We start from the raw sequence: 25,227 nt of genomic DNA, 5'->3' as shown, positions 1-25,227 counted from the left end.
TGGAAGTCCTTTATCTCAATATTTCATTCGCTTCTTTTTCATAAATTTTATCAAATGACGTCATAACGCGCTGTGATGCTTGAATCATCTTTTGATCCGTCATAAGATCGGCCATCTCTTTCGTCATATCTACATTTGAATTTTCTAGCATATGATTTTTTACTATTCCTGTTCCGTTCGGTAAATTAGCAATGTTTCCTTCTGCTAGTGTAAAGCTTTTATTTTCACGTTGCACGAGACGAGCATTCGTTTCTGCATCTACTGTTTTTGTTTGCAAACGAGCAATATTATTTTGTGTTACTTCATCATATAATGTACCGTCTGCTTGTACAGCAACCTTTGCTCCTTCCGGAATACGAATACGCTCATTATTCTCTCCCATTACGAAAGCACCTGAAGATGTTTGTAAATAACGATCACTATTTAATGTAAAACTACCATCTCTCGTTAAAAACGTTTCATCATTTTTAGAAGTAATGAAAAATGATGTTGTGCCGGCTGCGCCGTCATCTAAAAAGAAATCTGTAGCGCTATTTGTCATTTGTATATTTCCTTGTACTAAATTCACATGTGTTGCAGCTGGTACTACAGCATAATCGACCGAACCGATATTTGTTACCGCCCCATCTCCGCGGCGATATGTGTCTTGTACATCAAATACTTTAGACGTCATATTTTCTGCTTTAAATCCTGTCGTTTGAGCATTTGCAACGTTATTCGAATGAACATTAATTCGCTGCATGTAGTTCATCATACCCATAGAACCTATATAAAGACCGTTCATATTCGTTTGAATAAGGCAAGCGCCTTATTCTTCACCTCTTTTCTACGATGTTTGTAACATTTGTTTCGCTAAATGTTCAGCTGTAGCGATATGTATATTTTTCCTTATGTCTTGGCCGTCTGTCATTAATACAATAGGAGCTGATGATACTGCTGGAATTTTCAACAATTCACCACTACTTGCTGTTTCATCAAATTTTGTAAACACAATACCATCTATATGAATATCTTTAAAGTTTGTAATGATTTCAATCATATCTTTACTTTTCATCGAAGCTGATAACGTTAAACAAATATAATCTGGCTCTACTTGTCCCATCGTTTCAATCATTTCTTCTACTGTTTCTGTCGTACGATAATTTTTTCCGGCTGTATCAATTAAAATATAATCGACGCGCGCTTCTTCTTTAAAATACGTAAGCGCTCTTGTCATTGCAGCTTCATCACGCACAGCAATTACTTCCGATCCAATTGTCTTTACGTTATCTTGCAATTGCTGCACTGTCCCTATGCGCGAATGATCTGTCGTTATAAAACCAACTGTTTTTTTCTTACCGTGAAATTGCCATGCCATTTTCGCAAGCGTCGTCGTTTTACCAACACCAGTTGGACCGATTAATGCAATTGTTTGTACTTCTTTTTCAAAGACGTTTTCCGTATTGAAATGAGATTTCATATCTTCCAATATGTACCTAATAACTTCTTCTTCCGTAATCATCGTTGCATTTTCAAACTTTATTTTTAACTTTTCAGCATATGCATAAATGAAATATTGTTCCACATCGTTTTGTTCTAGCATCCGAATTACCTTTTGAATAATAAACGGTACAGATTCTTGACTTTCTTTCTTTGGAACTACTTCTTCTTTCTTTACCGGAACGACTTGTTTCACAACTTTTTTCTTTTTCGGTACTTCCGTTTCTTTCGTCTGTTTCACCACGACAATTCCTTTTTCAAACAGCTTTAATAGTTTTTCTTTTTTTCTTGCCCATTCTTCACTATTTCCTGTTTGCATTGCCGCGTATGACATAGAAGTCGTTACGTTTTCTAAATTGTGCAGTACTGATTGAATTCCATTCGCCTTCACAATTTGTTCTGAAGGATCATTCACAACATCCATTAACTGTTCATGAAATTGAGCTGTACCTTCATTCACTTCTTCCTGTTTTTCTTCTGGAAAAGCAACTAACATTTCATAATCCTTTTTCCAGAAAAACGGTATATTTCGTTTTACACTTTCATCGACGACGTAATAATAATCTGTACCATATTGGTCAAATAACTTTCGATACAATTCATTTTTCGAAGCTGCTTTTATTCGCATTAACGCTTCTTTCTTTTCTGTACTTTCCATTACTTCACCCCCTACTATTCAATATAGGCAATTTGATCCACAACAATTTCTGGTGCTAATTCGCTAATACAAAGTACTTGTGCTTCTACTTGATAACGTTCTAGCAGTCTTACAATTGCAAATCTAAAATCTTTTCTACGTGTTAATAACACTGGTTCTCTTCCCATTAAACGTGCTTGCTTAAAGACGCGCTGCACTTGCTCAACGACACGTGTTTCTAAATCTAAATCCCAGTTTAATAAGTAACCTTGATATGAATTATTCACAACATCCGCATCTAACTCAATTGAATCAGAGAAGAGCGCTGCATATATTTTTCCGTCCGGATTTTTCGCATTTTCACAAATAACTTTTGAAATACATTCACGAACAAATGATGTCACACCGTCAACGTGGTTTTGATAAATTTCTTTGCCGTCAATAATACCTTCAATAATTGTTGGTAAATCACGAATAGAAATACCTTCTTTTAGAAGTTGTTTAATAACATTTTGAACGAGTGATAAATCAATTTCTTTCTTCTTAATCTCTTCTAATAGAACGCCATTATCATTTTCAAGCGAGTTAATTAAGTCTTTTACATGTTGACGCTGAATTAATTCATGAAGATTACGTCTAACGACAACATCTAAATGTGTAATTAATATGCTAAGTGGCTCTAACACTTGATAGCCTTTCATTTGTGCATCTTGCACCATATGCTCTAAAATCCAATATCCATCTTCGCCGAAAATTGGATCTTTCGCTGGTTCTGCATCTAAATCAGCCATTACGTTCGGTGTTTTTAGTGCTAATAAATAACCTGATTTTAAAACACCTTCAGCCGCCTTCGCACCTTTAATACGAATAATGTAACGACCACGTGGTCTAAAGCTCGTATTATCTTTAAAGTTAATTCCAGGAACGTTAATACCGAGGTCAGTAATAATCGACTTCCGCATAAGAACAACTTTATCACGAGCTGTTTCCCCGTTAATTTTCTGCTTTACAAGTGCTGCTAAATCTAAACCGAGTTCTACAATAATTGGATATTTATCCGTAAATACTCCGAATGAATCTTCCACTTGTTGCAGTTGCTCATCTTCACCTTGAATCATTTCTAATTCTTTTTGAAGCTCGTCTTCTTTTTCTTTCTTTATTCGATTTTTATTACGAATGCCTAAGAAGATAATCGTTCCACCAACGAGTGCGAATGGTAGAAACGGTAGCGGAGTAAAAATACCCATTGCGATAAATAAACCACCTAGTGCATATACAACGACTTCATGCGCTAATAACTCTTTAAAGATACCTTCTGTTACTGTATCCGGTGAGCCGTCAAATACACGCGTTACGATAATACCTGTTGAAATTGCAAGCATTAATGAACCGATTTGGTTTACGATTCCGTCACCGACAGTTAACTGTGTATAATGAAGAGCTGCATCTGCAAAGCTCATTCTTTGCTGCATCATGCCGACAATTAAACCGAAAATAATGTTTACGAATAAAATGACAATCCCGAAAATAACGTCCCCTTTAATGAACTTCCCGGCACCATCCATCGCTCCGTAAAACTCTGTTTCCATATTTAATTTTTTACGTTTTGCCTGTGCATCTTTTTCTGAAATAATACGCTGGTTTAAATCAGCATCGATAGACATTTGTTTCCCTGGTAAAGAATCAAGTGTAAAACGAGCTGCTACTTCAGCTGTACGAGATGCACCGTTTGCAACGATAAACTGGAATATGATTAAAACTATAAAAATAACGATACCAATTAATAAGTTCCCGCCAATTACGAACTGGCCAAACTCTTCAATAACATGACCCGCATTTCCGTCTGTTAAAATCGCTCGCGTCGTCGAAACGTTAATCGATACGCGGAAAATCCCGATTAATAACAACATCGTCGGAAATGACTTTAACTCATCCCACTCGTTAATACTTGTCGCTCGCATATAAATAAGCACTGACATACTTAGTAGAAAAACGATAACGATATCAAGTATAAATGGTGGAAGTGGAATTAAGAGCGCCACAACGAATGACGCTGCTAAAAAGATAGAAAAATAGGTTCTTGCAGAATCCATCTTAAACAAAGAGATCCCCTCCAAACGCGCTATTATACTTCAAGTTCATTCGTTTGAATTAAATAGCGCATAACTTCAATTACAGCTACGTATAAATCTTCAGGAATTGTCTCATCTTCCTCGACTTGATAATATAAAGAACGAGCAAGCGGACGGTTTTCCACCATTGGTATTTCATGTTCACGGGCAAGCGTTCGTATATATAATGCGAGCTCATCTTCCCCTTTTGCAACGACAATAGGCGCCGCATCAACTTGTTTATTGTACCGAAGCACCACTGAAATATGCGTCGGGTTGTTTACAATAAACGTTGCACCATCCATCTTCTTCGCGATTGTCCCTTGCAAGATCGCATGCATAAAGTTTTTTCGTTTCCCCTTTACTTGCGGGTCCCCTTCATTATCTTTATGCTCTTGTTTCACTTCTTCTTTTTTCATCTTAATATCTTGTTCATACTCCCATTTTTGATAAATGAAATCGATAATAGAAAGAACGATTAAAATAATTAAAATTGCTAAGAAGATAAATTTAATTTGCCTAATAATTTCAGTAAGTGACGCAGTCCAGTTAAAACCAATCATACTGACGATTTTCTCTAAATTCTTTTTAAAAAGAACGTACGAAACGTAACCGATTAATCCCATATAGAACAGTGATTTCAAAATATCTACTAAACTTTTACGACTAAACAATCTCGTAAAATAGTTTTTCGGATTAATACGTGACGCTTTCGGTTTAATGACTTTAGAAGAAAATAGGAAGCCGACTTGAATCATATAATTGAATAAATGAAAAGCATATACGAGTATTAATATCGGAGCCGATACTTTCAGTAATAAAATCCCCATTAAATAAAAATACTCGGTTGAATCTGTATTTTTTCCAATTTGATCAAACAGCACCGCTACGGAATTTGCAATCTCATAACCTAGCCAATCTCCGAAAAAGTAAACGACAACTGCTAATACGAGAATGGAAAATAAATTATTTAAATCTTTACTCCGGGCAATATTCCCTTCTTCACGCGATTTTTTACGCTTCTGCGGGGTGGCCTTTTCTGTTTTATTATCCTTTGCCATGCGCGTCCCCCTACTTCGTTAAGAAAAAGTTAAATAGTTTCGTATACTCTTCAAGTAATACATCCGTCATATTTTTAAACACATAACCGAGCATCGGTACACTCATCGCAATAAACAAAATACCGCACGTAATTTTAATTACGTATGCATTCATAAAAACGTTTAATTGCGGAGCATTTTTTGCAATTAAAATTAGAACAAAGTTAATGATGAATAAACTTCCCATAAGCGGCAGAGCAATTTCAACCGCTGATGTTATCGCAAATAATAACGTTGCGAGTAGACTATCTAAAAAACTAGTCGTCAACAATTTTGAAATCGCCTCTGTATATTGAAACGACTTTAAAATCGTGGCAACGAAATAGTTAATGCCGCCAAGTGAAATAAAAATAATGAGAAAAAATATATCAAAAATGGTTGATAGTAAAGTAGACTGTGAGCCCGCATTTACATCAAACAAACTTGCTTGTGATAAACCGATATCAAAGTCTAAAATATGCCCTGCCATTTTCGGAATGTTCCACAGCATCTCTACAATTTTTGAAAGTGATAAACCAATTACAATTTGCGTTGCTGCATAAGCTGCAACGTCCCAAACTGTCTTGATGTGAGAGACATCCACTTGATCGGCCACTGTAATTGAAAGAGCAAGTCCAAATGTAACCTTTGCCATCGCCGGAATGGATCGGCCTGAGAAAAACGGTAAAAAATATAAAAATGAAGTAATGCGACAAAACGCAAAAAACGTCGCCGCCCATAATTCCATATTCATTTCAGTTCACCTATCTTAGTACGAACGCAATAGCGATGGGATTTTATCAAATAAATCTAAAATAAGCATCGTTAACTCTTGGAACATCCACGGACCTAAAATGATAATAACGAGCACAATACTCGCCATTTTCGGTAAAAACGTCAGCGTTTGCTCTTGAATTTGCATCATTGCCATAATAACCGCGATAATAATAACGACAATCAGACTTACAACGGCAATCGGCATTAAAATCATTACCCCTTTATAAAAAAAGGTTTGGAAAATATCTATAATTGGTGACGTATTCATTTATATGACTCCTATCACATAGCATCAAACGCTTCAGGCGACCGTCTTAAACATAATATCGACAATTTTTGTATATCCACCTAAATATACGAAAACGAGTATTTTAAACGGTAAACTTAAAATCATCGGCGGTACCATCATCATCCCGAGGTACATTAAAAGTGTACTAATAATCAAATCTATAAATACAAACGCTAAATAAATGAACATTCCTGTTAGTAAACCTTTTTGAATTTGCGTTAACGTAAAGGATGGTACGAGTGTAAATAAGGAAAGATCTTTCAAATCTTTCGGCAACTCTTCTCCGCGTACTTTCAGCATCATTTTCAAATCATGCTTATACGTATGCTTTGACATATATTCTTTCATAATAGGAGCTGTCGTTTCCGCAGCTTGACTTACTGTTATTTTCTCTTTCGTCATCGGATCCCACACATCGCTCTTCAGTTGCCCGAGTACAGGCTGCATCGTAAAGAGTGATAAAAATAATGCAAGTCCAACAAGCACTTGGTTTGGTGGTAAATTCATTACCCCAAGTCCTTGACGTGTAATCCCAAGAACGATCATAAAATAAGTAAAATGTGTAAATAATAGAACGATAGAAGAAGATAATGATAAAAGGGTAACGAGCGCAAATAGTTGTACACTTGAATTACTCGTAAACTCTTTTCCATTTTCGAAATTAATAAAACCGTTCGGGGCCGCATACGCTGGATTTACAAAAATAATTGAAAAAACGATAGAAAATACGAAAATAACGGCTAATAATGATAACTGTTTCTTTATTCTCATGATGGATCCTCTACTTTTTTCGTTTCAGTCTTCACCGCGTCTTCTAGTGCTTGTTGAAACTGATTTCCTGTTCCGGTTAATTGCACAGACTGTACACCGTTATTACTAATAACAGTGAACACTTGCTTTCCGTCCACTTCAAATAAAAAGGCACTCGTTTGATGATTTAAATAAACGCCGTCTTTTACTTGAATATGGCCATTTTCACCCTGCTTAAAAAACTGCTGTTTGCGCGTCTTTTTCGTCATATAATATGCACCGTAACCGAGCGCACCAAACAGTAAAACGACTTGAAATAAGGTCGTCATATACGACATATGACTCCTCCTCTACTCTTTATCTTGCATTTGACTTTGCGCTTTCATAAGCGCCGCTTGTTTCTTATCAGCTTCAATTTCAGAAATGATAATACCGAATTTCTCGTCCATTACGATTGCTTCACCGATGCCGACTTTCATATTACTTAAATACACATCTACTTTATGTCCTAAGTTTTTCTCTACTTCAAGAACATCGCCAACCTTTAGCTGCTTCACATCACCAAGCGTAATAGATGACTTTCCAAGCTTTACACCAAGTTCAATCGAAATATCTGAAACAGTATCAATATGTGCTTTACCTGCTTCATTTCGCTTTCCTGCAAAATCTTCTAATCCCATTAATGACACGGGAGATACTTCATGCTTCATATGGATCCTCCTACTCTACAAAACTTTTAAATAGGAGCGCCTTACGCGTTCCATCTTTTCCAATAAAACAATTAAATTTATGCTTTCCATCTACATAACCAAGTAATTCATCCGAAACTTTCGTATGAAGCGGAATAATATCGCCTTCTTCAATTTGTTCAATCTCACTCATTGTCATTTTCTGCTCACCAATTGCAACGTGAACAGGTTTGTACACTTGATTTACTTTCACTTCCACTTCAGACGTATACTTCCTACGTTTATCCGAAGAATGTTCGACAATATTTTCAGACGTTAACTTATCCATAATTTCTTCAACAGATAAGAACGGAATCCCGATACGCACCGTCGTATTCCAAAAATCTGTTTTCATATTTACATTAAGTAATGAAATGATATCGCTCGCTGTCGTAATCTTTAATGCATTCGGATCTGTTTCCGTCGTTACAAATTTCGGTTCAATCGCAACAACACTTTCAAATGATTGCTCTAAATTTTTACAAAGAAGCAAGAATATATTATCAAGCGTTAAAAACTCAAACGCTGTTAACGGTCTGCGCATCGTAAAGTTACGCTTACTATCTCCGCCAAGCCAACATTCATGAATATAAATAACGAATGCTAAATCAATCTCAATAACAATTTCTCCAAGCTCTGGTAAACCGAGATCAATCACGCAATATAAATAATAATCTTTCGGCATTTTCTCCACATACTCACTCGTAAATGGAACTTGCTCAACTGTTGAAGGCTCTAGTTCAATTGGAATACGCATACGCGCTGATAACGTCTGTGACGTCTGTTTTCCAAACGTAGAAGCAATCGCTTGCAAACTACGTAAATGCTCAACACCGAACTTCTCTGGTCTATTAAAATCATACTCTTGAAATTTCTCTTGCTTTCCTGCTTCTTGTGCGAAAGCTGGCATTTCCTCGCCTTCATTTACCGCCTTCAGCAGGGCATCAATTTGCTCTTGGCTTAATTTTTCGCCACTCATGACAATCCCCTTCCCTACCTTTTCAATTCAACGATTTCAACGTACATCTTCCCATTCTTCGTCAAAATCTTTCCGGTTCCAATCTCTTCATTCTCAAGCATAAGACGCACCGTATTTTTCGTTGAATTTTCAAGACGATACAATGTACCTTTCGTAATATGAAGCAGATCTTCAATTTTCTTTTTCGTATTTCCGATTTCAAAATAAATTGTTAACGGAATATCATCTTGTAATTTCAAATCTAGCCAACTCCCATATCATGTTCACGTAAATTTCATGTTCTCCCTATATATGAAACTTCTTATTTTGAAACGTCGATATTTAATATTTTTTTAATATATCCTTGCGTTTCTTTAAATGGCGGTACGCCTCCGTACTTCCTCACATTCCCAGGACCAGCATTATAAGAAGCAAGCGCCAATACTAAGTCGCCGTTATTTTTCTTTAAATAACCGCTTAACTCTTTTACGCCACCTTCAATACTTTCAGCTGGTGAAAATGGATTCTTCACACCCATCTCCTTCACATTCGCTGGCATAAGCTGCATAAGACCCATCGCACCTGCATGTGACACCGTTTTCGGATTAAAATTAGACTCTACTTCAATCATTTTTTGAATTAACGTTTTCGGAATTCCGTATGTACGACTTACACGATCAATAATATCCTCATACTTCCCTTCATTGGAAGAACGTATTTTTTGAATATTATACTTCTTCGTTAATCCCCACGTATCAGCGGCCTCATTTTTCGTTTCTGGGAAACGTCGTTCAAACTCTTTTTGCGCAACTTGTACTTCATCTGCTTTCTTCGTTTCAGCCTTTTCTTCAGGCTTACTCGCTTCCTCTACTTTATTAATAGTTTCTACGGGTTTATTAACAACCGCTTCTATTTTCGTAGATTGTACCGGCTGACTCATATCTTCTATGTTTGCCGGCTGAGTAGTAGCCTTCGTCTCCTTCACAGGTTCACTCTGTAACTTCTCTTGAAAACGACTACTAACGAATGCTTGTGGACTACTTAGCTTTTGCTGAATTTGTCCTTTCTTATATGCAAGCACTTCTTTTACTATATTTCCAACTATCATAATATCACCTTTTCGGTAAACAAAGATAATCTAATATTAGAGTTTTTTTTTTAAGTTTGCAATAATCCTTTTAATAATTATGTAATAAAAAAATGAATATATTGTTAAACTGTTATTTTTTTATATTTATTAATTCGAATTTTTAGTTGACACCCGCTATGACAGGGATTACAATAAATCTCGAAATTGATTTTTTCGCATATTACCGTTTTTCAATTTGCAGAAAAGTCAATATAAAAAAATGGGGGTTTCTTAACATGAGAATTAATACAAACATTAACAGCATGCGTACTCAAGAGTACATGCGCCAAAACCAAGCTAAAATGAGCAACGCTATGGACCGTTTATCAAGCGGTAAACGTATCAACAACGCTTCTGACGATGCAGCAGGTCTTGCAATCGCAACTCGTATGAAAGCGCGTGAAGGCGGTTTAAACGTAGCTGGACGTAATACACAAGACGGTATCTCTTTAATTCGTACAGCTGACTCAGCTTTAAACTCAGTTTCTAATATCCTATTACGTATGCGTGACCTTGCAAACCAATCTGCAAACGGAACAAACACTGAAGGTAACCAGGCTTCTTTACAAAAAGAATTTGATCAACTAAAACAACAAATCGATTATATTGCAGATAATACACAATTCAATGATCAAAAATTATTAGATAGTGATGGTAAAGAGATTAAGATTCAAACACTTGACACTGGAAGCAAAAGTAATACTCAAATGACAATTACACTTAATAGCGTAAAAGTAGACGATTTAAAACTTTCTGACACAGTAAAAATTGGTGATGATACAAAAGCTGATAGTACAAAGGCTGCTAACCCAGCTGAGGCTTTAAAGGCAATTGATGCAATCGATGCTGCTATTACACAAATTGCTGGTCAACGTGCTACGCTTGGTGCAACATTAAACCGTTTTGAATTTAATTCAAATAACTTAAAGAGTCAAGAAACTAGCATGGCAGACGCTGCTTCTCAAATCGAAGATGCTGATATGGCAAAAGAAATGTCTGAAATGACTAAGTTCAAAATTTTAAACGAAGCTGGTATCAGCATGCTTTCTCAAGCAAACCAAACTCCACAAATGGTAAGTAAATTATTACAATAATCCATTTAGCAACTATGAAAACACACCTCTCTACAAATTGAGAGGCGTGTTTTCATATATCAATCCCCCCTAACAATTAAGAACCAAATATCCCTTCGCAGCTTGAATACTTACAAACTTGGCATAGCTATTTCAATGTGTCTAATGCCTCCCCAAAACTATACTTTTCTCTCTTTTAATCATTTCATCAGATAAATTAAATTTATTGGAGGACCTGTACAACTTTAATTATTATAATTTAAATCCATCCAACAATAGTAGAATTATAAAGGGACACAGGATCCTTGTGTATTTTACATTAAGAACTCGTTCATATCACTTACAATTAGCTAAATACCTTATCATTCAACTCTATAAAATCTATATCCTCTTCCATTCTTAATAGAGACACAACATCATTTACAAACCATAATAACTATTAGAAGTACAACTATTTATCACATCATAAAAAAGGAATAGCCTAACTAATCTGTATCCAGCCTTTTGTAAAGGGCATTTTTTAAAAAAACTAGATAACATCAAGCAGATAATTTCTGTATTCTGATCTTATCCCATGTCCATCAAATTAAGTTCATACAACATCAAATATAGTAAAGGGTGTTTCATTTTTTGAATTGGGCCACTTGATCATCAGACATGGTATAATTGCAAACGAAACCTAATATATCAATGACTGTTTTTTATCATACCGATGAGATTTTCGCTCGTTTTGCTGTAGGAGCTTGAATAGCTGAATAGTAATCTTTGATAGTTCTTAGATATCTTTCTGTATGGCTACATCCTCCCGCCCAGATAAATTGATGAAAATATATCCCGAAGCTGAAATGCAGTTGAATCTAAAATACGGATCTGCTTGGAAACAGGGGTGTATGGAGAAAAAATTCGTATAGATGAAGTTGATTTTTTATTTAGAAGTTTAGTCAATATATGTTGTAAAAACTAAACGGCTACTTTTTCAGCCCTTCTGTGGATGCTTTTAAGCACCGATTTAAAGAATTTGTAGCAACATTTTGACTCATCCATATACAACTTCTTCGGTAACTATAGTTACCATTTATCTCTGAACCTCGCTCGTATTCTACTATTTTAAAGATGATAAATTGGTCCTCCTTCATCTTTTCAGAGGGATCGTTGATTCTCTTTTCCCACTTAGAATATTTACTCCTTGAAACACCTGCAATTTCACAAAGTAATACGATTGAAAAGTTCTATTTTAAGGTATGAATGCGTTCGTATTCTACTGATTTAATTTTTTGATTTCATCCCCTTTTTCGTAGCTAATAGCTTTTTTAAGCATGCGTTTTCCACTTCTAATTGTTATATTCTAGCACCTTGATTTATTTCATGTGTTTGTCTAGTTCTTCCTCTTTTTTCTTGTAGGCCCAGAATCCTTTCATTTTTATATTTTTTAATTCACCTATCTATAACTGAATATATAACGCCTAATTCCTCTCCAAATAATTCAATTCCAATTCCTCTATGTGAGTACAATTCAATAGCTTTCATTTTAAAATCCATTGAGAAAGTTCTTTTATTTTCAAAAAAATCCCCTTCATAAATAAACAGTAAAGTACCTTTCTCTCACCCGTCTACTATCAGAGGATAATATCACTTTTAAAACGCTTTTATATAATTTAGAAATAAATATATTTTCTTCCTTTAACTTAAAAATATATTAACTTATTACTATCTATTAAATAGCTTTTACCAGAATATTCACATTCAACATTCTAAAAATCGTTATTAACAAAATATTTTTCTATTTAAAAATTATTTATTAAATAAAAAAAGTGCACTAGTAAATAGTTAGTCAACTATTTACTAGTGCACTTCCCTTTATTCCATCTAATTCATTAACTGCACAAATTATTCAGCAATATAATTTATTACAACACGTTTACTTTCATCTTTATTTAATTTTGTAACACTTACATAGATTTTTCCTGCTGCTTCCCCTAACTGAGGGATTACAACATTTACCGCCGTTTTATTTTCTGCTACCGTTGCTGTTCCAATTACTTCTTCGACTGTCTCTTCATTATATACACTTACCTTATCACCTGCTGTTAAACCAGTCACTCTAACAATATCAGCCGCTCCGTCATTATTTAAAACAACAATATTTCCAGTTACTGGCGCCGCCGTTACTTGTGATTCATATTTCACCGCTGTACGAGCACTTTCTAGCTCATTTTCACTCTGTACACTTACGTACACTGTTCCACCTGTTGTTTTTAATAGATCTGCTTTTTTGATTATCGCTTCTGTTTTTTCCTCCGCAAAAGTTTCTGCTTTCGCTGTTGCAATTGCTTCTCCGTCTCTCGTTTCTTCATATACGCGGACAATGTCACCTTTTTTCAGTTCTGACACTGTAATTGTATCTTCTGCTTCCACTTTATTATTTGACACTGTGATTTTTTCTACTGCTGGTGCCACCGTTGTTGGCTCTGCTTCGTACTTCACTGTGACTCTCTTACTCTCATCTTTATTCGATTTCGTTACTGTTACGTATACTGTGCCGCCTGTTGATACTAGTAAATCTTTTCCTGTGATTGTCGCTTCCTTCGCATCTTTCGCCACGTATGCTTTCTCTAACTCTTTCCCTTCTGTTGATGCATCATATACGCGAACAAGATCACCTTCGGCAATCCCACTTACTGTAATTGTATCCGCATCTCCAGCCTTATTGTTTGTTATTTTTACTGTATCCACCGCTGGTGCCACTGTTACTTGTGATTCATATTTCACCGCTGTACGAGCACTTTCTAGCTCATTTTCACTTTGTACACTTACATACACTGTGCCACCTGTTACTTTTAAAAGATCTTTCCCTAAAATTGTTGCTTCTGTTTTTCCTTCCGCCACCGCTTCTGATGTTACGATCGCTTCCCCACCTTTTGATGCTTCATATACGCGGACAATGTCACCTTTTTTCAGTTCTGACACTGTAATTGTATCTTCTGCTTCCACTTTATTATTTGACACTGTGATCTTTTCTACTGCTGGTGCCACTGTTGTTGGCTCCGCTTCGTACTTCACTGTGACTCTCTTACTCTCATCTTTATTCGGTTTCGTTACTGTTACGTATACTGTGCCGCCTGTTGATACTAGTAAATCTTTTCCTGTGATTGTCGCTTCCTTCGCATCTTTCGCTACTGTTGCGTTTCCTAACTCTTTTCCTTCTGTTGATGCATCATATACTTTTACAACATCACCTTCAGTTACTTCACTCACTGTAATTGTATCCGCATCTCCAGCTTTATTGTTCGCTATTTTTACTGTATCCACCGCTGGTGCCACTGTTACTTGCGATTCATATTTCACCGCTGTACGAACACTTTCTAGCTCATTTTCACTTTGTACACTTACATACACTGTGCCACCTGTTTCTTTCAGTAAATCTGCCTTTTTAATCGTTACTTCTTTTGCTTCGCCAGCTACCGCTTCTGATGTTACGATCGCTTCTCCACCTTTTGACGCTTCATATACACGGACGATGTCGCCTTTTTTCAGTTCTGACACCGTAATTGTATCTTCTGCTTCCACTTTATTATTTGACACTGTGATTTTTTCTACTGCTGGTGCCACTGTTGTTGGCTCCGCTTCGTACTTCACTGTGACTCTCTTACTCTCATCTTTATTCGGTTTCGTTACTGTTACGTATACTGTGCCGCCTGTTGATACTAGTAAATCTTTTCCTGTGATTGTCGCTTCCTTCGCATCTTTCGCTACTGTTGCGTTTCCTAACTCTTTTCCTTCTGTTGATGCATCATATACTTTTACAACATCACCTTCAGTTACTTCACTCACTGTAATTGTATCCACAGCTCCAGCTTTATTGTTCGCTACTTTTACTGTATCCACCGCTGGTGCCACTGTTACTTGTGATTCATATTTCACCGCTGTACGAACACTTTCTAGCTCATTCTCACTTTGTACACTTACGTACACTGTGCCACCTGTTTCTTTCAGTAAATCTGCCTTTTTAATCGTTACTTCTTTCGCTTCGCCAGCTACCGCTTCTGATGTTACGATCGCTTCTCCACCTTTTGACGCTTCATATACACGGACGATGTCGCCTTTTTTCAGTTCTGACACCGTAATTGTATCTTCTGCTTCCACTTTATTATTTGACACTGTGATTTTTTCTACTGCTGGTGCCACCGTTGTTGGCTCCGCTTCGTACTTCACTGCGACTCTCTTACTCTCATCTTTATTCGGTTTCGTTACTGTTACGTATACTGTACCGCCTGTTGATACTAGTAAATCTGCTTTTTCAATTTTCACTTCTGTCACTTCTTTTGCTACTGTTGCGTTTCCTAACTCTTTTCCTTCTGTTGATGCATCATATACTTTTACAACATCACCTTCAGTTACTTCACTCACTGTAATTGTATCCACAGCTCCAGCTTTATTGTTCGCTACTTTTACTGTATCCACCGCTGGTGCCACTGTTACTTGTGATTCATATTTCACCGCTGTACGAACACTTTCTAGCTCATTCTCACTTTGTACACTTACGTACACTGTGCCACCTGTTTCTTTCAGTAAATCTGCCTTTTTAATCGTTACTTCTTTCGCTTCGCCAGCTACCGCTTCTGATGTTACGATCGCTTCTCCACCTTTTGACGCTTCATATACACGGACGATGTCGCCTTTTTTCAGTTCTGACACCGTAATTGTATCTTCTGCTTCCACTTTATTATTTGACACTGTGATTTTTTCTACTGCTGGTGCCACTGTTGTTGGCTCCGCTTCGTACTTCACTGTGACTCTCTTACTCTCATCTTTATTCGGTTTCGTTACTGTTACGTATACTGTGCCGCCTGTTGATACTAGTAAATCTTTTCCTGTGATTGTCGCTTCCTTCGCATCTTTCGCTACTGTTGCGTTTCCTAACTCTTTTCCTTCTGTTGATGCATCATATACTTTTACAACATCACCTTCAGTTACTTCACTCACTGTAATTGTATCCACAGCTCCAGCTTTATTGTTCGCTACTTTTACTGTATCCACCGCTGGTGCCACTGTTACTTGTGATTCATATTTCACCGCTGTACGAACACTTTCTAGCTCATTCTCACTTTGTACACTTACGTACACTGTGCCACCTGTTTCTTTCAGTAAATCTGCCTTTTTAATCGTTACTTCTTTCGCTTCGCCAGCTACCGCTTCTGATGTTACGATCGCTTCTCCACCTTTTGACGCTTCATATACACGGACGATGTCGCCTTTTTTCAGTTCTGACACCGTAATTGTATCTTCTGCTTCCACTTTATTATTTGACACTGTGATTTTTTCTACTGCTGGTGCCACCGTTGTTGGCTCCGCTTCGTACTTCACTGCGACTCTCTTACTCTCATCTTTATTCGGTTTCGTTACTGTTACGTATACTGTACCGCCTGTTGATACTAGTAAATCTGCTTTTTCAATTTTCACTTCTGTCACTTCTTTTGCTACTGTTGCTTTTCCTAACTCTTTTCCTTCTGTTGATGCATCATATACGCGAACAAGATCACCTTCGGCAATCCCACTTACTGTAATTGTATCCGCATCTCCAGCCTTATTGTTTGTTACTTTTACTGTATCCACCGCTGGTGCCACTGTTACTTGCGATTCATATTTCACCGCTGTACGAACACTTTCTAGCTCATTCTCACTTTGTACACTTACATACACTGTGCCACCTGTTTCTTTCAGTAAATCTGCCTTTTTAATCGTTACTTCTTTTGCTTCGCCAGCTACCGCTTCTGATGTTACGATCGCTTCTCCACCTTTTGACGCTTCATATACACGGACGATGTCGCCTTTTTTCAGTTCTGACACCGTAATTGTATCTTCTGCTTCCACTTTATTATTTGACACTGTGATTTTTTCTACTGCTGGTGCCACTGTTGTTGGCTCCGCTTCATACTTCACTGTGACTCTCTTACTCTCATCTTTATTCGGTTTCGTTACTGTTACGTATACTGTTCCACCTGTTGATACTAGTAAATCTTTTCCTGTGATTGTTGCTTCCTTCGCATCTTTCGCTACTGTTGCTTTTCCTAACTCTTTTCCTTCTGTTGATGCATCATATACTTTTACAACATCACCTTCAGTTACTTCACTCACTGTAATTGTATCCACAGCTCCAGCTTTATTGTTCGCTACTTTTACTGTATCCACCGCTGGTGCCACTGTTACTTGTGATTCATATTTCACCGCTGTACGAACACTTTCTAGCTCATTCTCACTTTGTACACTTACGTACACTGTGCCACCTGTTTCTTTCAGTAAATCTGCCTTTTTAATCGTTACTTCTTTCGCTTCGCCAGCTACCGCTTCTGATGTTACGATCGCTTCTCCACCTTTTGACGCTTCATATACACGGACGATGTCGCCTTTTTTCAGTTCTGACACCGTAATTGTATCTTCTGCTTCCACTTTATTATTTGACACTGTGATTTTTTCTACTGCTGGTGCCACTGTTGTTGGCTCCGCTTCATACTTCACTGTGACTCTCTTACTCTCATCTTTATTCGGTTTCGTTACTGTTACGTATACTGTACCGCCTGTTGATACTAGTAAATCTTTTCCTGTGATTGTTGCTTCCTTCGCATCTTTCGCTACTGTTGCTTTTCCTAACTCTTTTCCTTCTGTTGATGCATCATATACTTTTACAACATCACCTTCAGTTACTTCACTCACTGTAATTGTATCCACAGCTCCAGCTTTATTGTTCGCTACTTTTACTGTATCCACCGCTGGTGCCACTGTTACTTGTGATTCATATTTCACCGCTGTACGAGCACTTTCTAGCTCATTCTCACTTTGTACACTTACATATACTGTTCCACCTGTTACTTTTAAAAGGTCTTTCCCTAAAATTGTTGCTTCTGTTTTTCCTTCCGCTACTGCTTCTGAGGCCGCGATGGGTGCTCCACCTTTTGACGCTTCATATACACGGACAATGTCACCTTTTTTCAATTTTGACACTGTAATTGCATCTGCATTTCCAACTTTATTATTTGACACTGTGATTTTTTCTACTGCCGGTGCCACTGTTGTTGGCTCCGCTTCGTACTTCACTGTGACTCTCTTACTCTCATCTTTATTCGGTTTCGTTACTGTTACGTATACTGTGCCGCCTGTTGATACTAGTAAATCTTTTCCTGTGATTGTTGCTTCTTTTTTGCCCTCGGCCACAGCAGCTGAAGTTGCTTTCAAGTTTCCTCCTGTTGATGCATCATATATTTTTACAATATCTCCTGGAGCCAACTCACTTACTGTAATTGCATCTTCATCCCCAGCTTTATTATTTAATACTTTTACTGTATCCACCGCTGGTGCCACTGTTACTTCCGATTCATATTTCATCGCTGTACGTGTACTTTCTAATTCATTTTCACTTTGTACACTTACGTACACTGTGCCACCTGTTGCTTTTAGTAAATCTTTTTTTGTAATTGTAACTTCTACTTTACCTTCTGCTACCGCCTCTGATGTCGCAATCGCTTCTCCACCTTTAGATGCTTCGTACACTCTCACAATGTCGCCTTTTTTCAATTCTGACACTGTGATTGTGTCAGTTTCACCTTTTTTATTATTTATAATATTCGCCTTTTCTACCGAAAGTGCTGCTGTTTTTGCTGATGTAACCTCAGCTGCAACAGCAGTAATTGATGGATATGTAGCAGAGACTAGTAATGCTGAACTTACACAAACGCTTGCTAAAAACTTCGAATTTTTACTTTTCATTCTCATAATCCTCCCAAAGATTATTTTTCTATTATTTTATTCCTTATAATTTAATATCCCTATTAAAGGATATTTTTATATTAACAGATTATATTATCGTACTTTTTTTAAAAATATGCTAGTGAATTTTTTTAAAACTTGTTATATCTCTTAATATTACGTAATACAGAATGAGTGAAGTGAAATATTTAATGAAAGTAACACAATCTACTAATAAATATTGAAAATTAAATATCATTTGAATAGCTTCGACAGCAGAAATTTAAATAACCACAATGTAGACTTTTCAAATGTGACTTTCCCAATAAAAATGCGAATATGGTGCAAGAGATGAGCGATTTTTAAAAGCTTAAACTTTCAACTAAATTTGCACTAAATTATAATCTTTAAAACTATTTAAATAGCCTCATAAAAAAGAAAAATCCGGATACACATAATCCTTCCTTTTCTTTAATCCTGTTAAACAGTTCCGATAATCGCTCTAGATTTGTGAACGTAGAAGAATCTTCATATGGATTGTTATCAATGATAACTTTAGGATACATGTTTTTTAGATTATGAAGAACATACTCTTTTCTTATTTCTTTATCGTTATTTAAAATTCAAATTATTAATTCGAGTTACACTAAGCATATTTTTATAAAACACCTTTTCCTTTTACGGAACGATTCCACACAAAACAAAAGGGAAATACATATAAACTATGTATCTCCCTTTTATTTTGTACCCAAATTTTTTTACTGTGTTACCGTCATAACTTGTCCGCTACGGTCAACCATTATTTTCATTTTTCCGTCTTGTGCATTATATAGCCCGAGTTTATGTAATTCCATTTTACAATCTTGTACGAAAGTTGGTAATTTACGAATTTGATCGATATCAGAACTTGTAATGAAATGAATTAAAAGCTGCGTCATGCCTTTAATATCTTGTACAAGCTCTTCTTTCTCTCGTTTTAGCCTTTCATTTTCTAGTTGTAACGACTGCAATTCACCTTCTAGACTACGTGTATTCTTCGCTTCCCTAGAACGCCCTGCTGCCATGCTAGAAAGCTTATAAATACCTTCCATAAACTGATGTAGTTCGTCTTCTTTCCTTTCACTACATTGATTAATCGTTTCAAAATTATCAACGATACCAGATATAACTGTTACAAGATTTTTTTCATCCTCTTTATGCTGGATTTCTTCTTTTAATTCGTACTCGTTTTCTTGTTTTCTTGCAACGATTGTCTCTTTTACTGGTATATATTTTCGCTTTCGTCCTGGTTTTTGTTTTTCAATATTTTCAAACGGTATTTCACGTTTTTTCAATTTATAATACGTATTTTGCAATTGACTTTCTGTTTTTGGAAAAAGATTTAGTTCATTTTTACTTACGTATTTTGAAATATTTAAAATGTTTAAACCGTGACGCTGACAAAATTGATACACTTCATACAGTAGCTCTAGTTCAGATTTTAGCCATGTAATTGCTGATTTTTCGTACGCTCGCATTCCGCCATTTTTTTCTATATCTATTTGAAATAATACCATTCTATTATGTAAATCAAGTAATTCTTCATACTTTACTTGGAATTCTTTTTCTATTTTTTTAAATTCCACCTCTAGTTGCATATCGTTCATTTTATTATTTGACATGTTTTGTAAAAGACCTAATACATTAATTGCTGTGTGGTGATACATAATCTGTGCCACTCCCCCTCATCCTTTCACAATTCTCATCTGACTCCCATGTCTTTTAAGAAAATAGCAATTTTTACATATCCATATTATAACAGTTCGAAATTATCTGTCAAATAATTAACATACAAAAATGTATAGAAAGTATAAAAATTTGGAAAATGTTTTTTATTAATATGTAAAATTGCATATTAATTACATTTAATTATATTATATGGTATTTTGAATATTTTTTCACCGAAAAAATTTGCGTTACCACGAAATATTACTAAAATAACCATCGAAAATACGTTTGCTTATATTTTTAAATCAAAAATCTCTAAATAAAGATTATTCATACATACAGCGACAAACACCCAAGAAACCTTTCATTTTTCTACCAGCTTAAAGTATAGAATACTAAAAAGGAATTAGCCATATGTAGCATTGGCTAATTCCTTCCCCTCTCTAACAGAATAGAGTTATAAATCCAGTCTTCAGATCCTCAATCAAAGTCTCACTTCTTCTTACCTAAAACTACTTCATACCTCTGAACTCACATTGCATGAGACTCTATTAATCATTGAAAACTTCCTTACATAAGTAGTTCCTCTATTCCTACTAAATAGAAAAATGTTATACACCAGCTCTTCTACTTACCTATAACCACTCTATATTTCTGGTCTCAACATCGCATAGGGCTCTATTAAGCACTGACCGCTCAACACTTAGCTAGAGCTTCTATTCCGGCTAAAAAGAAGCTTTTAAAGCACTAACTTATCAACTAAACCAATTAGCTCTTGAATATCTGGCTTACTTACTTGAGCATTTGCTCCTACAGCTTCACCTTTATGGAATAATTCATTTGTAATTAATGAAGAGAAAATAATGACTGGTAAACGATTCATTACTTCACTATCCTTAACTACTTTTGTTAAATGATGTCCATCCATTTTTGGCATTTCAATATCCGTAATTAGCAGGTGAATATGTTCAAACATTTTTTCGCCTTGCTCTTTCGCTAATTTTTCAATTTGCGCTAACGCTTCTGCACCATTGCTGAAGAAGTTCATTTTCGTATATCCAGCTGATGATAATGTTTCTTCTAATATTTGGCGAAGCATTGCTGAATCTTCTGCAATATAAATTACTTTTTCAGCTCGATCTGTTTTTTGTTCTAACCCTGCAATTGATTTATTGTCATAACCAGTGCCGCTAATTTCACATACAATTTTTTCATAATCTAATAGTAAGATGATTTTGCCATCTAGTTTTACAATACCAGATGTCGTTTCTTCTAGTCCCATAGATAATGAAGCTGGTTCATCAATTTGTTCCCACGAAATACGTTGAATACGATGCACTTCATCAACGCGGAAAATAACTTTCATTTGGTTTAATTCTGAGATGATAAATTTCGTTTGATCAAGTGGCTTTGTTGACTTTAAATTAAGAGCCATTGCTAAGTTAATAACAGGTAAAATTTCACCACGTACTTGAACAACACCTTCAACTGCATGATGAGATTCTGGCACAGTTGTAACAGGGAATGGATTAATGATTTCACGTACTTTCATTACATTAATACTAAATAGGTTTTCACCAACAGTGTACGTAACAATCTCTAATTCATTTGTTCCGCTTTCTAATAAAATACTTTGTGCTTGTGACATAAAGGTGTCGCTCCCCTTCCATTAATTCCGTATATCTAATTATTAAGCTTTATAAAAGAGAAAAAGTCAACTACCTATATAAAAAATATAGATAGTCGATCGATTCATTTTATTAAAAAACAATTAATCTTGTATAAACGAAGCAAGTGCCTCTAATAACACTTCTTGTGCTCCTACAACTTCCGTCGGCATTGCTTCCCATTTTTTCGAAAGCTCTGTCTCTACTCTTATTCTCAGCTCAGAATTCATTTCTGCTAGCACATATTCTTTCGTTGCTATATCAACATCAAGTAGCGCAAGTGCATATAATTCCGGGTCATTTATTTCTTCGAATAATCGTTTTAATACCACCGGTGCTATATGTTTTAATTTTTCAATATGAATTTCCTTATCCGAAAATAGTAACTCATATTGAATAAACGTAACATTTTCTTTAATCACTTTAAAATAGCAATTATTTTTTTTATCATTTACAAAATAACCGTTTGGATCTGCGATAATACTTTCTACTTTACGAATTAAATCTGGCAAACTATTCGCCGCCATTACAGTCCGCTGTTCAACCTCACTCGGCGAAATGAATGTAACGCGATACTTATTTTGCGCCATCCTCCTCACCTCTCCTTTTATAAAAATCTATCGTCACATACTATCCAGAAGGCACTAGCCTACTATGAAATGATTATCTCATCCCCAACCATCTCAGTACGCCTCCATAGCTCTATTCTTACTACTAGGAGCTCTTCTGGACCATAACTGTTTATCCACACTAAACTTTGCTTACCTCTTCTTATACTACCCTAGTAGCTCTCCATACCTCTGTCCTTACACACCAGTCGAGTCCCTATTAGGCACTAACCGCTCCAAAACAACGCTGGGCCCTCTCGTCAATCCTAAAAAGAGCTTTTTAGATCTTTTTAAGAACTTTTCAATAACTCTATGTTATTAAACCAAAACGCTATCTGCTGATCCGTAATATTTGGCAACATAACAAAAAACTCACGACACTTCATCTCATCCTTAAACAGTTGATACTTCCAAACGCTATCGCTACCAACACTTATGAAATAAAACTCATGGATGCGGCCAATGATTGCTTGTTTTTCGCCAAATGAATATGGAGGCACTTGCTTAATTTCAAATTGATCTGGTAAATATACATGCTCTTCTCGTTCTATTTTTAATACTTGCTCGGCAAGTTCACGTTTATTTTCGAAAAAAGGCAATTGTAAAATTCGCTCTTGTCTTGTCATACGAATAAAAAACCCTTTCTACTCCATTACATTTTTTCTTTACGATATATTATCGAATTAAGTTTACAACTTCATTTAATACTTCATCTGAAACTTTAATCACTTTCGCATTTCCTTGGAATCCGCGTTGGTATAACATTAAGTCAACGAATTCTACAGATAAATCTACATTGGCACCTTCTTGTGCACCACCGCGTACTTTACCCGCACCGTTTTGACCAGATGCACCAAGAGCTAAAATACCTGTTGTATTCGTCGCTGTATAGTTACCATTACCTGTTTTCATTAGTCCGCCTTCGTTCGGGAACATCGCAACAGCTAATTGACCAGCTGATTTCATACTTCCATCAGAATATTTTACCATCACATATCCACCGTCAGCAATGAAACAATCTTTAACCGTCGCTGCTGCTCTACCATCTACGTCTGTTACTGATAATGTTTTATCTGTTGGATGGTTTGTTAAATGACTTAAGTCTAATTTTATAGAGCCGCCATCAAATGGAATATTGGCCCCTTGCTCTTTCGGATTTGGATTTCCAACAGCATCAAATGTCATATTACCACCTGCACCTGGAACATCCTTAAACTCTGTTTCTTTTTTCGAGTCATTACGCATTTGTACTTTATATGTATAATTATGTTCGCTCGTTTGTTTAAACTCGACACGCATTGTCCATGTATTCCCCGCATTATCATATACAGGTAAATCTTGTGTAATTTGTTTTTCACCAGTTGGAATATTACCTTTAATTGTCCCTTTCGATGTTCGAATACCACCAATTGCTGTTCCCATTGGAATTTGCAACGGTCCTGGAATTCCAGATAAATCAACTTCACCAGTTGCCTCATTCGCAGGGTATGCAAATACATATTGACCTTCAGTATTCGTAATATAGTAATCTGAAGATATCCCAAACGTACCTTTACGAGTAAATTCCATATTTCCGCCTTTTGAATCACCTACAACGAAGAAACCATTACCTTCCATTGCGGCTTGTGTTTTGCCACCTGTTAACGTAATTGTACCATCACTATAATCGGTAACTGTACCACTCATTTTCACACCATTACCAATACTTTTCGGATTTGTTCCTGCGTATTTACCGTCACCTTTTGCACCAATCGAATTGTTATATAGTAAATCATCAAACATTGCTTTTTGTTTTTTATAACCTACTGTTTGTGCATTGGCAATATTATTTGAAGTTACACTTAATGCATTTTGTGTTGCATTCATCCCTGTAATACTTGTATATAACGCTTTAATCATAACGTATGGACACTCCTTATGAATTTGTAGTTTTTACTTCTTCAGTTACTTTTTGATCGTCTTTCTTTGCGTCTTCTGGGTTCGTTTCCCCAATCGGTTTATCAGACACTCTCTCAACGAAACGAAGAGATACAACCTTATTATTAATAACGAGCTGTACATCGTTATTTTCCGCAAGGCGAACCGTTTCTACTTGACCGGTTACTTTGTTTCCGTCACCGTCAACACCTCTTACATATTTACCTAAAAACTTCATTCCACCATCAAGTGCTGTTGAATACATCGTTGATTGCAGCTTATCTACTGCTTTCGTCATATTCTGTACTTGTTCCATAAGAGATAACTGTGCTGTCTGATTCATCATTTGATTCATATCCATCGCATTAAATGGATCTTGATGTTGAAAACTTGATAAAAACAATTTTAGGAAATCATCTTTCCCCATTACCCCAGGAGTCTTTTGCGCTCCTGCCGAAACTCCATTACTTTGTTGCACTGGCGATTGTACACCATTAACAGGTACATTACTTTTTTGCGCTCCTGCTTGTAACGGAATATGATTTGTACTCGTTGTATTTAATCCAACTGTTGGCACT

At 36.1% G+C, this 25,227-nt stretch carries 20 protein-coding genes and 3 pseudogenes; 1 reads left to right on the top strand and 22 read right to left on the bottom strand.

Annotated features, from left to right (window positions below; all coding sequences use genetic code 11):
- Window positions 1-10: 10 nt before the first annotated feature.
- The 12 genes from MHH27_RS08850 to MHH27_RS08795 all read right to left on the bottom strand — a co-directional run bounded on the left by MHH27_RS08850 (window position 11) and on the right by MHH27_RS08795 (window position 9,916).
- Complete coding sequence (locus tag MHH27_RS08850) at window positions 11-784, bottom strand: flagellar basal-body rod protein FlgG (protein ID WP_080469763.1); 774 nt, start codon at window positions 782-784, stop codon at window positions 11-13.
- Between the two features lie 42 nt (window positions 785-826).
- Window positions 827-2,137 (bottom strand): flagellar biosynthesis protein FlhF, encoded by a 1,311-nt coding sequence (gene flhF, locus MHH27_RS08845; protein WP_095691124.1) that lies wholly within the window; start codon window positions 2,135-2,137, stop codon window positions 827-829.
- A gap of 14 nt (window positions 2,138-2,151) precedes the next feature.
- Window positions 2,152-4,218, bottom strand: a complete 2,067-nt coding sequence (flhA, locus tag MHH27_RS08840) for a flagellar biosynthesis protein FlhA (protein ID WP_061666841.1) — start codon at window positions 4,216-4,218, stop codon at window positions 2,152-2,154.
- Between the two features lie 23 nt (window positions 4,219-4,241).
- Window positions 4,242-5,288 carry a flagellar type III secretion system protein FlhB gene (gene flhB / locus MHH27_RS08835; protein ID WP_001040119.1) on the bottom strand — a complete coding sequence of 349 codons (1,047 nt, stop codon included), beginning with the start codon at window positions 5,286-5,288 and terminating at the stop codon, window positions 4,242-4,244.
- Window positions 5,289-5,298: 10 nt separating this feature from the next.
- Entirely contained in the window at window positions 5,299-6,060 is a 762-nt protein-coding gene (locus MHH27_RS08830; RefSeq protein WP_001055695.1) for a flagellar biosynthetic protein FliR, read from the bottom strand.
- 15 nt (window positions 6,061-6,075) lie between these two features.
- Window positions 6,076-6,351 carry a flagellar biosynthetic protein FliQ gene (locus tag MHH27_RS08825; protein ID WP_001098080.1) on the bottom strand — a complete coding sequence of 92 codons (276 nt, stop codon included), beginning with the start codon at window positions 6,349-6,351 and terminating at the stop codon, window positions 6,076-6,078.
- Between the two features lie 33 nt (window positions 6,352-6,384).
- Window positions 6,385-7,143, bottom strand: coding sequence for a flagellar type III secretion system pore protein FliP (locus MHH27_RS08820; RefSeq protein ID WP_001220582.1), 759 nt, complete (start codon window positions 7,141-7,143; stop codon window positions 6,385-6,387).
- Window positions 7,140-7,460 carry a hypothetical protein gene (locus MHH27_RS08815; protein ID WP_000121178.1) on the bottom strand — a complete coding sequence of 107 codons (321 nt, stop codon included), beginning with the start codon at window positions 7,458-7,460 and terminating at the stop codon, window positions 7,140-7,142. Before MHH27_RS08815 ends, MHH27_RS08820 begins: the two co-directional genes overlap by 4 nt.
- A 12-nt stretch (window positions 7,461-7,472) precedes the next feature.
- Window positions 7,473-7,832, bottom strand: coding sequence for a flagellar motor switch protein FliN (gene fliN / locus MHH27_RS08810; protein WP_000680010.1), 360 nt, complete (start codon window positions 7,830-7,832; stop codon window positions 7,473-7,475).
- Between the two features lie 10 nt (window positions 7,833-7,842).
- Window positions 7,843-8,829, bottom strand: a complete 987-nt coding sequence (gene fliM, locus MHH27_RS08805; protein WP_000012361.1) for a flagellar motor switch protein FliM — start codon at window positions 8,827-8,829, stop codon at window positions 7,843-7,845.
- A gap of 14 nt (window positions 8,830-8,843) precedes the next feature.
- Window positions 8,844-9,068, bottom strand: coding sequence for a flagellar motor switch protein FliN (locus tag MHH27_RS08800; RefSeq protein ID WP_000775712.1), 225 nt, complete (start codon window positions 9,066-9,068; stop codon window positions 8,844-8,846).
- 62 nt (window positions 9,069-9,130) lie between these two features.
- On the bottom strand, window positions 9,131-9,916 hold the full coding sequence (locus MHH27_RS08795; protein WP_327897997.1) for a lytic transglycosylase domain-containing protein: 786 nt from the start codon (window positions 9,914-9,916) through the stop codon (window positions 9,131-9,133).
- Between the two features lie 257 nt (window positions 9,917-10,173).
- On the opposite strand from MHH27_RS08795, the gene MHH27_RS08790 reads away from it, so the two are divergent.
- Entirely contained in the window at window positions 10,174-11,031 is an 858-nt protein-coding gene (locus MHH27_RS08790) for a flagellin N-terminal helical domain-containing protein (RefSeq protein WP_097960348.1), read from the top strand.
- Window positions 11,032-11,633: 602 nt separating this feature from the next.
- On the opposite strand, the pseudogene MHH27_RS08785 reads toward MHH27_RS08790, so the two are convergent.
- From MHH27_RS08785 to MHH27_RS08740, 10 genes and pseudogenes are all read right to left on the bottom strand, one after another.
- Window positions 11,634-11,803, bottom strand: a pseudogene (locus MHH27_RS08785) (IS4 family transposase); the annotation flags it as partial.
- A pseudogene (locus MHH27_RS08780) lies at window positions 11,799-12,059 on the bottom strand (IS4 family transposase); the annotation flags it as partial. The pseudogenes MHH27_RS08785 and MHH27_RS08780, both read right to left, overlap by 5 nt.
- Window positions 12,060-12,276: 217 nt before the next feature.
- Window positions 12,277-12,549, bottom strand: a pseudogene (locus MHH27_RS08775) (helix-turn-helix domain-containing protein).
- Window positions 12,550-12,897: 348 nt separating this feature from the next.
- Entirely contained in the window at window positions 12,898-18,771 is a 5,874-nt protein-coding gene (locus MHH27_RS08770) for a hypothetical protein (protein WP_340942253.1), read from the bottom strand.
- A 737-nt stretch (window positions 18,772-19,508) separates the two neighbouring features.
- Entirely contained in the window at window positions 19,509-20,456 is a 948-nt protein-coding gene (locus MHH27_RS08765) for a DNA-binding domain-containing protein (RefSeq protein ID WP_000274679.1), read from the bottom strand.
- Window positions 20,457-21,196: 740 nt separating this feature from the next.
- Window positions 21,197-22,105, bottom strand: a complete 909-nt coding sequence (locus tag MHH27_RS08760) for a chemotaxis protein (RefSeq protein WP_000075943.1) — start codon at window positions 22,103-22,105, stop codon at window positions 21,197-21,199.
- A gap of 123 nt (window positions 22,106-22,228) precedes the next feature.
- Window positions 22,229-22,714: a hypothetical protein gene (locus MHH27_RS08755; RefSeq protein WP_000068299.1), complete on the bottom strand. Its 486-nt coding sequence runs from the start codon at window positions 22,712-22,714 to the stop codon at window positions 22,229-22,231.
- Between the two features lie 308 nt (window positions 22,715-23,022).
- Window positions 23,023-23,358: a DUF3964 family protein gene (locus MHH27_RS08750; protein WP_000198167.1), complete on the bottom strand. Its 336-nt coding sequence runs from the start codon at window positions 23,356-23,358 to the stop codon at window positions 23,023-23,025.
- A 49-nt stretch (window positions 23,359-23,407) separates the two neighbouring features.
- Window positions 23,408-24,631, bottom strand: coding sequence for a flagellar hook protein FlgE (locus MHH27_RS08745; protein WP_000588320.1), 1,224 nt, complete (start codon window positions 24,629-24,631; stop codon window positions 23,408-23,410).
- A gap of 16 nt (window positions 24,632-24,647) precedes the next feature.
- Complete coding sequence (locus MHH27_RS08740) at window positions 24,648-25,226, bottom strand: flagellar hook assembly protein FlgD (RefSeq protein WP_001143462.1); 579 nt, start codon at window positions 25,224-25,226, stop codon at window positions 24,648-24,650.
- Window position 25,227: the final 1 nt, after the last annotated feature.

Source organism: Bacillus sp. FSL L8-0152, from assembly GCF_038006365.1.
Lineage (GTDB): Bacteria > Bacillota > Bacilli > Bacillales > Bacillaceae_G > Bacillus_A > Bacillus_A cereus.
This window is presented reverse-complemented; position numbering and strand designations above follow the sequence as displayed.

Bases quoted from the DNA above. Each gene is read 5' to 3' on its own strand.
- MHH27_RS08850 (WP_080469763.1), bottom strand. From the start codon at position 784: ATGAACGGTCTTTATATAGGTTCTATGGGTATGATGAACTACATGCAG.
- flhF (WP_095691124.1), bottom strand. From the start codon at position 2,137: ATGGAAAGTACAGAAAAGAAAGAAGCGTTAATGCGAATAAAAGCAGCT.
- flhB (WP_001040119.1), bottom strand. From the start codon at position 5,288: ATGGCAAAGGATAATAAAACAGAAAAGGCCACCCCGCAGAAGCGTAAA.
- MHH27_RS08830 (WP_001055695.1), bottom strand. From the start codon at position 6,060: ATGAATATGGAATTATGGGCGGCGACGTTTTTTGCGTTTTGTCGCATT.
- MHH27_RS08825 (WP_001098080.1), bottom strand. From the start codon at position 6,351: ATGAATACGTCACCAATTATAGATATTTTCCAAACCTTTTTTTATAAA.
- MHH27_RS08820 (WP_001220582.1), bottom strand. From the start codon at position 7,143: ATGAGAATAAAGAAACAGTTATCATTATTAGCCGTTATTTTCGTATTT.
- MHH27_RS08815 (WP_000121178.1), bottom strand. From the start codon at position 7,460: ATGTCGTATATGACGACCTTATTTCAAGTCGTTTTACTGTTTGGTGCG.
- fliN (WP_000680010.1), bottom strand. From the start codon at position 7,832: ATGAAGCATGAAGTATCTCCCGTGTCATTAATGGGATTAGAAGATTTT.
- fliM (WP_000012361.1), bottom strand. From the start codon at position 8,829: ATGAGTGGCGAAAAATTAAGCCAAGAGCAAATTGATGCCCTGCTGAAG.
- MHH27_RS08795 (WP_327897997.1), bottom strand. From the start codon at position 9,916: ATGATAGTTGGAAATATAGTAAAAGAAGTGCTTGCATATAAGAAAGGA.
- MHH27_RS08790 (WP_097960348.1), top strand. From the start codon at position 10,174: ATGAGAATTAATACAAACATTAACAGCATGCGTACTCAAGAGTACATG.
- MHH27_RS08770 (WP_340942253.1), bottom strand. From the start codon at position 18,771: ATGAAAAGTAAAAATTCGAAGTTTTTAGCAAGCGTTTGTGTAAGTTCA.
- MHH27_RS08765 (WP_000274679.1), bottom strand. From the start codon at position 20,456: ATGTATCACCACACAGCAATTAATGTATTAGGTCTTTTACAAAACATG.
- MHH27_RS08760 (WP_000075943.1), bottom strand. From the start codon at position 22,105: ATGTCACAAGCACAAAGTATTTTATTAGAAAGCGGAACAAATGAATTA.
- MHH27_RS08755 (WP_000068299.1), bottom strand. From the start codon at position 22,714: ATGGCGCAAAATAAGTATCGCGTTACATTCATTTCGCCGAGTGAGGTT.
- MHH27_RS08750 (WP_000198167.1), bottom strand. From the start codon at position 23,358: ATGACAAGACAAGAGCGAATTTTACAATTGCCTTTTTTCGAAAATAAA.
- MHH27_RS08745 (WP_000588320.1), bottom strand. From the start codon at position 24,631: ATGATTAAAGCGTTATATACAAGTATTACAGGGATGAATGCAACACAA.